Annotated in this window: 9 protein-coding genes; 6 read left to right on the forward strand and 3 right to left on the reverse strand. The window is 57.4% G+C overall.

Annotated features, from left to right (window positions below):
* Window positions 1–61: 61 nt before the first annotated feature.
* Complete coding sequence (locus K1Y02_13955; protein ID MBX7257463.1) at window positions 62–1,045, forward strand: HD domain-containing protein; 984 nt, start codon at window positions 62–64, stop codon at window positions 1,043–1,045.
* 19 nt (window positions 1,046–1,064) lie between these two features.
* Here K1Y02_13955 and deoC read toward each other — a convergent pair whose 3' ends face one another.
* From deoC to K1Y02_13970, 3 genes are all read right to left on the reverse strand, one after another.
* Window positions 1,065–1,739, reverse strand: a complete 675-nt coding sequence (deoC, locus tag K1Y02_13960; GenBank protein ID MBX7257464.1) for a deoxyribose-phosphate aldolase — start codon at window positions 1,737–1,739, stop codon at window positions 1,065–1,067.
* 150 nt (window positions 1,740–1,889) lie between these two features.
* Window positions 1,890–3,176 carry a DUF1501 domain-containing protein gene (locus K1Y02_13965; protein MBX7257465.1) on the reverse strand — a complete coding sequence of 429 codons (1,287 nt, stop codon included), beginning with the start codon at window positions 3,174–3,176 and terminating at the stop codon, window positions 1,890–1,892.
* Between the two features lie 251 nt (window positions 3,177–3,427).
* The gene (locus K1Y02_13970; GenBank protein ID MBX7257466.1) at window positions 3,428–5,053 is read right to left on the reverse strand and encodes a DUF1800 domain-containing protein; all 1,626 of its coding nucleotides are present in this window, start codon (window positions 5,051–5,053) and stop codon (window positions 3,428–3,430) included.
* Window positions 5,054–5,679: 626 nt separating this feature from the next.
* Between K1Y02_13970 and K1Y02_13975 the strand changes: the two genes are divergently transcribed.
* From K1Y02_13975 to K1Y02_13995, 5 genes are all read left to right on the forward strand, one after another.
* Window positions 5,680–7,035 (forward strand): MFS transporter, encoded by a 1,356-nt coding sequence (locus K1Y02_13975; GenBank protein ID MBX7257467.1) that lies wholly within the window; start codon window positions 5,680–5,682, stop codon window positions 7,033–7,035.
* Window positions 7,036–7,044: 9 nt separating this feature from the next.
* Window positions 7,045–8,364 carry a glycosyltransferase gene (locus K1Y02_13980; GenBank protein ID MBX7257468.1) on the forward strand — a complete coding sequence of 440 codons (1,320 nt, stop codon included), beginning with the start codon at window positions 7,045–7,047 and terminating at the stop codon, window positions 8,362–8,364.
* 79 nt (window positions 8,365–8,443) lie between these two features.
* On the forward strand, window positions 8,444–10,255 hold the full coding sequence (locus K1Y02_13985; protein ID MBX7257469.1) for a carbamoyltransferase: 1,812 nt from the start codon (window positions 8,444–8,446) through the stop codon (window positions 10,253–10,255).
* Between the two features lie 11 nt (window positions 10,256–10,266).
* Entirely contained in the window at window positions 10,267–10,671 is a 405-nt protein-coding gene (locus K1Y02_13990) for a hypothetical protein (GenBank protein MBX7257470.1), read from the forward strand.
* Between the two features lie 113 nt (window positions 10,672–10,784).
* Entirely contained in the window at window positions 10,785–10,931 is a 147-nt protein-coding gene (locus K1Y02_13995; GenBank protein ID MBX7257471.1) for a hypothetical protein, read from the forward strand.
* The last annotated feature ends 223 nt before the right edge of the window (window positions 10,932–11,154 follow it).

Consider the following 11,154-nt stretch of genomic DNA (forward strand, 5'->3'; position numbering starts at 1 on the left):
GTTTTCCTCCTACTAGAGTCTTGACCTAAGCCTCAGTGGTCTAGGTAAGGGCCTTAATTTCATGTCTCTGGAAGCCATTCAAGCAAGTCCGGTATCCGGATATCGATCCGTCCCCGTGGCAAGTCTGCGAGTGGACACCATGCTCGACTTTGACGTGTGTATTCAGACGATGTCTGGTCAGCCTCCGGTGTTGTATCGCGAGAAGAACTTGATGTTCACATCGGAAGCCTTGGAGCGTCTTGCGGAACATAATCGGGAGCACATCTTCATTCCTACCGCGCAGGACGGCGAGTATCGCAAATACGTTGAATCGCAGTTGGATACTATTCTGAGCGATCCCAATGTGTCCGTGGCCGCGAAATCGGAAGTGGTATATTCGACGGCCCAGTCGCTTGTCGCTGATGTCTTGGAAGAGCCGAGGTCGCAGGAGCTTATAATGCGGAGCCGCAATGTGGTCTCGGCAACGACGAAGTTCCTCACGGCGGAACAAACCGCATTTCAGCATTTGCTTCCGTTGGTATCCTACGATTACTACACGTACACGCACAGCGTGAATGTATTTGTTTTCAGCATGTCGTTGGCGCAGCGCGTGGGATTCACCGACCAGAAGCTGCTGGAAGAATTCGGCGAAGGCGCTTTGCTGCACGATATTGGCAAGAGCCAGATCGACCCGGCGATTGTAAACTGCCGCGGCAAGTTGGACAACGAACAGTGGAAGCAAATGCGTAAGCATCCGGTGTATGGCTATGAGTTGCTGTCCGACCATAACAAATTGGGTGAGCTAGCGTTGCGCATTGTTCGTCACCACCACGAGAAGATTCAGGGCGGAGGCTATCCAGATGATTTACTGGGCAAGAAAATCCCGCCTCTGGTGCGGATATCGACGATAGCGGACATATTCGATGCATTGACGACGCGGCGGTCGTATAAACCTGCACTGGAGTCCTACAAGGCGTTGCGGTTGATGCGCGATGAGATGAGCAAGGACATCGATCAGGAATACTTCAAGGTCTTTGTCGAAATGATGGGAAACCCCGCAGGCTAGGCCCGATTCAGACTGCTCACTACGCGAGCGCTTGGTTTTCGGCAGATTCCTTCAAGATGGCAACGCCGGTGCTTGTTCCGATTCGGTTGGCGCCCGCGGCGATCATGGACATAGCGTCTGCATACGTGCGAATGCCGCCGGCCGCCTTGACGCCGAGATTCTTGCCCACGACTTGACGCATGAGGGTCACGTCTTCTGTCGTGGCGCCTGCGCGGCCAAAGCCCGTTGAGGTCTTTACGAAAGCTGCACCCGAGCGCATGGACATCTGGCACACGGCGATCTTCTCTTCCTGAGTCAGGTAGCTGGTTTCGAGAATCACTTTGACGGGCACGCGCCCCGCGGCTTTGACGACCGCGGCGATTTCTCGCTCGACGAAGTTGGGGAAACCGGACTTGAGCGCGCCGATGTTGATGACCATGTCGATTTCGGTAGCGCCGTTCTTGATGGCTTCGCGGGCCTCTTCGACTTTGATGCGGGCCGTATTGGCGCCGAGTGGGAAGCCGACAGTCGGATCAACGCCGACTCCGCTGCCCGCCAGCAGTTTGGCGCAGTAGGAGGTCCACACAGGGTTGATCGATACGCACGCGAATCCACACTGTACGGCGACCGCGCACAGCTCCTTCATGTCGCGCTGCGTCGCGTACGCACGCAACTGGGTATGATCGATTAGTCGAGCCAACTCTGCTCGTGTCAACGCGGTTTCTCCTTCCACACTTCTTTCCCCAGAGGCATTAGTGTCGCGAATTTGGCGCGTTTTTTCAAAAAGCGCGTCGTGGGCACCAGACGGGCAGGGTGAATCGCCGTGTTTTACGGCCTATTTGCGCTTCGGAAGGTGTGGTGGCGGCTATACGGTAACCCCGCGGAACGTGGGAATGAACTCCGGAAAGACGGCCCCAAGGTTCGAGTTCCCGAGGCGTTTCTGTATGATTTCGGCGAGTATGTCCCTGTAATCGATGGTGACATCCAGGTCTTGTTCCTGGAAGAGATTCTCGGGAGCAAGTCCGGGCCAGTTTCGGAGAACGCGGCCTCCCGAGATGCCCCCGCCCATGACGAGCATCATGTTGCCGTGGCCGTGGTCCGTGCCCTGGCTGGCGTTTTCGCGGAAGACCCTGCCGAATTCCGACATGACGACGAGCGTGAAGTTCAGGACACCTCCGCTGGTCAGGTCGGCGTGGAAGGCGCCGAGACTGGAAGCGAGATCCTCCATGATACCCGCCATGTAGCCGTTGATGGGATTCTGTCCATCGTGGGTGTCCCAGCCGCCGAGGTCGGTGGCGATAGCTTCGACGCCGATTTGTGCTTTGATGAGTGCCGCGGCTGATTTCATCGCGTAGCCGAATCCAGAGTCGGGATACTCCGCGTTACCGGACGGGGTGTAGTTGCCGAAGTCGATGGCATCGAGTGATGCCATGGTGGATAAGGTATTGGCGGCAGACGCGCGAAGCTCTAGGGGACCCTGTGCGTACATGGCGCCGAGAGCGGCCAGCCGGTCCTCCAATGTCTGTGGGATTCCATCCAGGCTGAAGTTGTCGAGGTCCTGTATGGGCAATGCCAATGGACTGCCCGCGAGCGAAGTTTGCAGGGAGTCGTTAATCGCGATGGCGCGCAAGAGCGCCGTTGGACTCATCGCGGTCGAATTCAGAAGGTGCCTTCCAACCCAGCCAGTGAACAGCGAGGCGTCGCGCGGTTTTCCGATTTCCATGAAGCGCATCGCGTCGAAATGGGACCTTGATTCGTCTTTCGAACCGCAGGCATGAACGAAGAGAAGGTGTCCGGCGTCGTAGGCCGGCTTCAACGGAGTCATGGCCGGCGGTATGCCAAAGAACCCATCGAGATCCGTTGCCGCGAATGTGTCTCCGCTGTCCGGTCTTGGAATGGCGATGGTGGGTCGCGCCTCGTAGTAGGCATCCTCTGCGTACGGTACGCAGATGGACAAGCCGTCGCATCCGCCGCGAAGGAAGATCACCACGAGCACGTCGCGGGAAGTGTCGCCGTCCGCGGCGAAGGCCACGCGCGGAAGCCAGAGCGGCGCGCCAAGGGTTGCAGCCACGGCGGTGGAACTCGCACCGAGGAATTGGCGGCGGTTTAGGCCCCGGTACTCCTTGCATCCAGGACTTGTACAGCGCGACATGGTATCAGTCTCCCGTTTTGTACTTTCGGAAATCAGGGACAGACCCGTCTGCGCTAGGCTTCGCTTGGGTCAGTCCCTGAATTCCTCATACTTCAATTTTGGTGCGGCGCGGAAATCAGGGACAGACCCGTCTGCGCTGCGCTTCGCTTGGGTCAGTCCCTGAATTCCTCATACTTCAATTTTGGTGCGGCGCGGAAATCAGGGACAGACCCGTCTGCGCTACGCTTCGCTTGGGTCAGTCCCTGATTCCCTCAATACCACTGGAATCCAGGTGAACTCAGCGCAAGGCCGATCGTTTCGAGTTTTCGGTAGTCCCAATCCGGATGCTCCTCGATGAATTGCTGGAGGGCGGACAGTTCGTAGTCGGTCATGGCACCACGAAAGACGCGGGCGTTCACGAGATCGAGAAACTCCTGCGTCGTCATGTCCGCCAGAAATGGAGAGAAGTCGATGCCCAGATAGTCGCCTTGCAGGGGTACGATTGCGCCGAAGCGCCAGCGGGGAAGCAGGAGTCCAGACCAGAATGCCGACGCGTCGGGGTATCCGTTGGGCGGGGCCCAATCGAACGGCACGTGACCCATAAGTCCCAAGACGTACAGGATTCCCCACAATGCGTCTTCGGAGTTTATGTCCGCGTCTAACGCGCGGAACGTGGACACCACGTAGTGGAACGGGCGTTTCAGTTTTGGCGGCGCGATCGCGATCCATTTTTCGGCGAGCACGACACGCAACATGGCGCGTATGTCGCCTTGAGTCGCCGTGTAAGCGGCGGCGATCTCGGTGATAAGGGCGTCTGGAGGGTTGTACCCCCAGAAGTGGCGGGCGATCTTCTTCGCGATGAATCGGGCGGTGATCTGCGAAATCTCCGGGTCTTTTGTGACGAGATTGATCACGAATTCGCCGTCCGTTATGCCGCCGTCTGCGGGAATGGTGCGCCCGAGCACGGTCTTTTCGCCGTTGTCGTGAGTCCAGCGGCTGAACCGGAACGTGCCAAAGTCGTCGCTGAGCCAATCCCATCGCACGGACCATCCTGTAAAACACCGGGCGACTTCTTCGACGTCTTGCTGTGTGTAGTTGTCTACGCCCAAGGTGTGCAATTCAAGGTACTCGCGCGCGTAGTTCTGGTTAGGCGCTTCCTTGGAACTGGGGTCGTTGTCGAGATAGGTGAGCATAGAGGGACTGTGCGCGCTTGCCCAAGCAAGTTCAGGGAAGCTTGCGAGGGCAAACTTGCGGATGACTTCACGATCGTCTACGGGCTTGAGAAAGGACTGTCCGTCTTTCTCGATGTAGATGTTGAAGTGGTCCGTCCAGAGTTCCACCGTGCGCTCGAAGAGCTGGCGTTTGCTGTAGCAGGCGCGAAGAATCACGGCGGCTATGAGTTCATACATCGAGTAGTGCTTCTGCTGCTCCGAGAAGACAATTTCCGCGGCCGTCATGTTGAGGGTAGTCAGGGGGGCGAGCATGGCATCGAGCGTGCTGTCGTCGATGGCCGTGTAATTCAGGTGATATTCAAGGTAGTCCTCGTAGCCGAGGCTGTGAGCGAGTTGAAGCTCGTATTCATTCTGGCCGAATGTAATTCGATCGACCAGCTTCAACAATGCCTCTTCATTGCTGACTGGGTCGGGATCGGGGTCAGGATCTGGGTCAGGATCGGGATCGGGGTCGGGATCGGGGTCGGGATCGGTCGGCGTGCCTCCGGTAGGGCAACCCGATGCCGTCGCGGCAAGAGCCGCGAATAGTCCTTTGAACAACAACTCCCTGCGCGATGGCGCTGACCGGCGCTTCAGTGTTGTATCGTGTCCAATTGGGCTTTCGAGAATGGGGTCATCGTTGCTAGGCTCGGATAGGGCGTCCACACCATCAACGTCGGTGCGCATTTTCTTTCTCCTGCTTCCGGCTCGTCCAATCTCATCATCGTGAAGCGTGCTGAGCACAAAGCCGGTCCTTATCAGGGTAGCCGTGTGGTACGGCGGCGGATGGCTGGAACCCCCTTCTGCAGAGAGTATGAACACGCTCCCCGTCGCTCAAGTCACTTCAGGATGCCTTGTCTAGGACAGATTACTCGTTCCCTTGCAGGCGGAAGGGAGCAAGTTGCGTGCCTTCTCAGGTTCGGTTTCGGATGGCGGCGCTGAGCCGCGACGTGCAAGGGATTGGTCAAGCGAAACCGCATGGCCAAGTCATTAGGTGACAGGTTATTGAGTCGGAGGAATGCACAGGCAATTATATTCAGAAGAAGAAGGGGAAGTTGTCTATGTGGCGCGTCGCGTTACATATTCCGCGAGGTGGGGGGGGTGCGGGCATTCAACGACTGCCGATATTCTGCCAGTTCGACGGATAATCGGCACAATCAACATGGCGATATCCGAGCGATCCGGGGCGGGTGTTCCTGACTCGATTCGCCATGCTGTCGTATTGCTGTCGCATTGGTTGAATAGATTGAGTCCATTCCTGTAGCGTCATGCCTCTTGATGTGCAGGCTGAGCAGCGACAAGAAATGAGTAACATGTCTTCTCCAACAATTTCACTTGACGAACGCAGTATACGTGCGGCCACGAAGACGGCCTATCTGGTCGTATTGCTCGACATGGCGGGACTGTCTCTGATCTTTCCGCTTTATCCCAGCATGCTGACTTATTACCTCGACCTTGAAGGGCAGTCTGGCGTATTGCGTTCCATCGTTGGCGTGCTCGACCAATTCAGCGTGGCCATGGGCGGAGCAGGGGGGCGCGGGCACGTGGTTCTGTTCGGCGGTCTGTTGGGATCGCTGTACGCCTTGCTGCAGTTTCTTTGCGCACCACTGTTCGGCAGTCTTTCCGACCGATATGGGAGACGCCCGATATTGCTGTTTTCGACGGCGGGTATGGCGTTGTCGTATCTCATATGGTGTTTTGCGGGCAGCTTTTCGCTGCTAATTGTTTCGCGCGTGGTTGGTGGGCTGATGAGTGGGAACATCGCGGCGGCGAGCGCGGTGATCGCGGATGTGACGCCCGAGACGAAGCGCTCCCGCGGGATGGCCATGCTGGGCTTTTCCGTTGGGATGGGATTCATGTTGGGGCCTACAGTAGGCGGTTTTGCGTCCGCGGTTAATTTCGCGGAACTGTTTCCCTCGCTGACGGCCTACGGCATTAACAAGTTCACTTCCGGGGCGTTGGGAGCGCTGCTCTTGGCTGTGGCCAATTTCCTGTGTGTGGCGTTGTTCCTTCGAGAGACCCGCCCATTGGCGACAGGCGCATCCGCGGCGGCGCAGCGCAGCATCAATCCGCTGGCGCTATTTGCGATGCGGTCTGCGCCCGGTGTGTCGCGAACGAATCTCATCTATTTCATCTACATCCTTTCGTTTTCGGGAATGGAATTCTCGCTGACCTTTCTGGCGGCGGACCGGCTGAATTATGGCCCCAAGCGCCTTACCCTTGTCATGCTGTTCATCGGCATTGTGCTTGCGATGACCCAAGGTTCGTATGTCCGCCGCAAGAGTGATGCGATCGGTCCCAAGCGAATGGGCATGCAGGGACTGGCCCTGTGCATTCCGGGTTTGGTACTCGTCGGATACGCCTATTCGTCGTGGGTATTGTTTCTTGGATTGGCCATCATGTCGGTAGGTTCGGCGCAGGTGCGCCCGTGTCTATCGGCGTTGGCTTCGCTCTATGCGCCGGAGCGGGAGCAGGGGCGCGTTCTCGGCGTCTTCCGATCCATGGAATCGTTGGCCCGAGCGTTGGGACCGCTGGTGGCGTGCTTATTGTATTGGCGGCTCGGGGCGTCTCAGGCTTATGCGATTGCCGCAGCCGTGATTGCCGTGCCTTTGGGAATCGCATGGACGTTGCCGAAGCCTCCTGTGCGCGAGGCCCCAGCGGTGGCATAGTCTCGCACCATGGAAACGCAAGAACCCGAAGCAGTCTACATTCCCGATCCGTTATCGGTCTCACGAAAGACTCGACTGATAACCGTGAGCCAACGCTTCTTGGGTCTGGTAATTGTTCTGGCGGCTATCTTCGTACACCGGCCGTGGACCTATTGGCTTGCAGTCTTTGTCTGGCTGTACATCTTTGTGACGTATTGGGCGTGGACCGCTCTGTTTGAGCAGCGATTGCGCGGTCTCTTTGAGTTGCGCGAGGAAGACGCGCCGGACGGGGAGAACGCGTTGCCGTTTGCGACCGTAATCATCCCTGCGCGAAACGAAGAGAACAAACTGGAAGCGGCGTTGCGTTCCGTGGCCGCACAAGACTATCCGGCGTTCGAGGCCATCGCAATCAACGATCATTCCACCGATGCGACCGGCGCTATTGCGGACCGGGTGGCCTCGGAGTGTCCGGTTATTCGGGTCTTGCACGATCCCGCGCTGCCAAAGGGTTGGCAGGGAAAAGCCAACGCCGTGTGGCAAGCGGCCAATCTAGCGAATCCCGCATCCGAATGGCTCCTACTGACCGATGCCGATGTCGTTTATCATCCGAAGGCGCTGGCATGCGCGATCCGGCACGCCCTCCGCGATGGCATCGACTTTCTGACGATTGTCCCCTACATCAATAACGGTTCGCTGCTGGAGGAATTGCTGCTCACGCTGAAGTGGAGCATGTTCCTGATGGTGGTTCCGAAAGACTTGTCAAAGCCACGCGCCAGACCAATTGGAGTGGGGCCGTTCATGCTGGTGCGCAAGCAGGTCTATTTCGAGAGCGGAGGTCATCGGGCGTTGGCCGGGCGCGAGCCGGAGGATACGTATCTGGCGGCCCTTCTAAAGCAATGGGGAGCCAAGTCCGCGGTGGGTTGGACGCGCGGGATGTTGCGGTGGCGGCAATACGATAGTTTTCGCCAGATGTGGCGGCATTGGGTGCGCAAAAACCGCACGAGTTTCAAAGACAGCGTGCTGCACAGTATGGGAGAACTGACGCTCAATTTGCTTTGTCTCGTGCTTCCGCTGCCTTACGCAGTGGCCGCGATTTGGGCGCAGTACGCATCGGCGGCGTTTGGCGTGGGAGCTTCTTTGAGCGCCGCGTTGGCGATCGCGCTGTATGTCACCACGGTCCGGTCTCAGGCGCGCGCGCGCATTATCAGCCGAATCCGCAAGGGTGCGCCATGGTTGACGCCGCTCACCGGAATCCTGTTGGCCGGCATCAGCCTGACGACGATTGCTCAGATACTCACTCGAACTTCGCCGGTATGGAGAGGGCGAGGGATGACGCACTCCGCAAAGTAGTGTTTGCGGAGACGGGTGGCTTGCAGGTGAATTGATTTGGCACTAGAATGCTGCGCGTTTCAGCACTCGGAACTACCGCATGAACATCCTTGGAATATCGGCCTTTTATCACGATAGCGCAGCCTGTCTTGTGCGCGACGGCGAAATATTTGCCGCGGCGCAGGAAGAACGATTCACGCGCAAGAAGCATGACCCCTCTTTTCCAGAGCGTGCCATTGCCTACTGCCTTGATGCGGCCGGAATTGATGTAGACGGTCTCGATTACATTGTCTTTTATGATAAGCCCTTTTTGAAGTTTGAGCGGCTGCTTTTGACGTACATAGCGATGGCGCCCTATGGATTGCGGTCGTTTATTTCGCAGATGCCCTTGTGGTTGAAGGAGAAGCTCTTCACGCGCGACGTGATTCGGCGCGAACTGGGGTACAAGGGCAACATACTCTTTACGACCCATCACCAGGCGCATGCAGCCTCGGCGTTTTTCCCCAGCCCCTATGAAGAAGCGGCCATCATTACCGTGGATGGAGTGGGGGAGTGGGCAACGACGACCTATGGCATTGGACGGGGGAATCACGTTGAGATTCTAAAGCAGATCAACTTTCCGCATTCGCTTGGATTGCTCTACTCCGCGTTCACGTACTTCACAGGTTTCAAGGTCAACAGCGGTGAATACAAGTTGATGGGGCTTGCGCCCTACGGCGAGCCCCGGTACGTGGACGTCATCAGGGAGAAGTTGATAGACATCAAAGAAGATGGGTCCTACCGTCTCAACATGGAATACTTCGACTACTGTGCCGGGCTTCGGATGACCAACGATCGCTTTGCGCAACTGTTCGGGGGGCCCAATCGGAAGCCTGAGACCAAGATCACGCAACGCGAGATGGACTTGGCGCGCTCGATTCAGGTGGTTACAGAAGAGGTGTTGCTGCGCATGGCGAAGACCGTGCACAAGGCGACGGGCGCACGGTATCTCACGCTTGCGGGCGGTGTGGCGCTCAATTGCGTGGCCAATGGGCGTTTGTTGCGCGAAGGGCCGTTCGACGACATTTGGATTCAGCCGTCGTCGGGTGACGCCGGGAATGCGTTGGGGGCGGCACTCTTTGCGTGGCACCAGATCTTGGGAAATGAGAGAACGCCGGACCGCAGGCGACAGAAGGGTACCTATCTCGGTCCCGAATTTACGGACGATGCCATCCGCTCGTACTTGGATGAGGAGCATATCCCCTACGAGAGCTTGTCGCGGGAAGATCTGGTGGAGCGCGTGGCCGATCTGATTGCGCATGAAACGGTCGTGGGCTGGTTCCAGGGGAGGATGGAATTTGGACCCCGCGCGCTGGGGGCGCGGAGTATTCTCGGCGATGCGCGTTCAAGAAATATGCAATCGGTGCTGAATCTCAAGATCAAGTTCCGCGAATCGTTCCGTCCGTTCGCACCGTCGGTGCTTGAAGGCTCTGTGAGCGAATACTTCGAACTGGACCGCGAAAGCCCGTATATGCTTCTGGTCGCCGACGTCGCAAAGAACCGTTTGCGCGAGCTACGGCCCGAAGAAGCGGGGTTGAACGGATTTGAGAAACTGAAGGTGGCGCGATCAACGGTTCCGGCGATTACCCATGTGGACAACTCCGCGCGCATTCAGACCGTGAACCGCGAGGACAACGCCCTCTACTACGACCTTATCGCGCGCTTCAATGAGAAGACGGGATGCCCCGTGATAATTAACACGTCGTTTAATGTTCGCGGCGAGCCTATTGTTTGTACGCCCCGCGAGGCCTATGCGTGTTTTATGCGCACGAACATGGACTACCTTGCCATGGGGTCGTTTCTGCTTGACAAACGGCAGCAACCGCCGTGGCCTGAATCGGACGAGTGGAAACGCGAATATGAACTGGATTGAGCGGCCCTGCAATGAAGCGAATTGATGTTAGAGATCGGAAAGAACAGCGCAAATTTGGCGTGACTATGGCCGTGGCATTTTCGGTTCTGGCCGGGATTCGCTGGTGGCTGACGTCGAATATACCTTTTGTTTTCCTCGGACTGGCGAGTGTGTTCCTCTTGACGGGGTTGATAATTCCGCGCGTACTGGGCCCCGTGTTTTCGGTGTGGATGCGGTTTGCCGAAGCCATCAATTGGGTGATGACGCGCGTGCTCTTGACGGTAGCGTACTACGCGGTGTTAACCCCCGCGAGGTATCTAAACGATTGGTTTGGGAGCGATCCGTTGAAGAGGACGTGGCACGATTCGTCTGCAACGTATTGGGAAGATCCTGACGAGCAACCCGCCGATTCCGCGCGTTACCGGAATCAGTTTTAGCCCTAGTCTGCACCGGCGCGAGTGGCTCACGTGCAAAAGATAGAAGTTGTGTCACAAGACTGCCGGACCGACCTGCGTTGCCGTATCCGACAGCGATGAGATAGTATGTCTCCATGGAAACGCTGAAAGAGATTTGGTCATTTCTGAGGGTTCGAAAGCGGTTCTGGCTGGCTCCGATTATCCTGGCCTTGATGCTGCTGGGGTTATTAATGTGGGTCGCCGGTGGAAGCGCAATATCGCCGTTCCTGTACATGCTGTGAGGCCACACACAACGCACGGGTTACGTTTGGAGGCCCGCGGGTAATTCCCGCGTTTCCCGACAGATAGCTTGTTTGCCCGGTCCAGCCACTTTTCTCGCCTTTCGCCACTTTTCGGTCTTGTTATGTTCTGAAGCTCCCGTGTGGTAGACTACCGGCCATCGAACTGGACCCACGCACTGTTTGGCGCTATCTCGCCCGTGTGCCGGGAGGGTCTTTGTTGTGA

Source organism: Candidatus Hydrogenedentota bacterium, from assembly GCA_019695095.1.
Classification (GTDB): Bacteria; Hydrogenedentota; Hydrogenedentia; order Hydrogenedentales; family SLHB01; genus JAIBAQ01.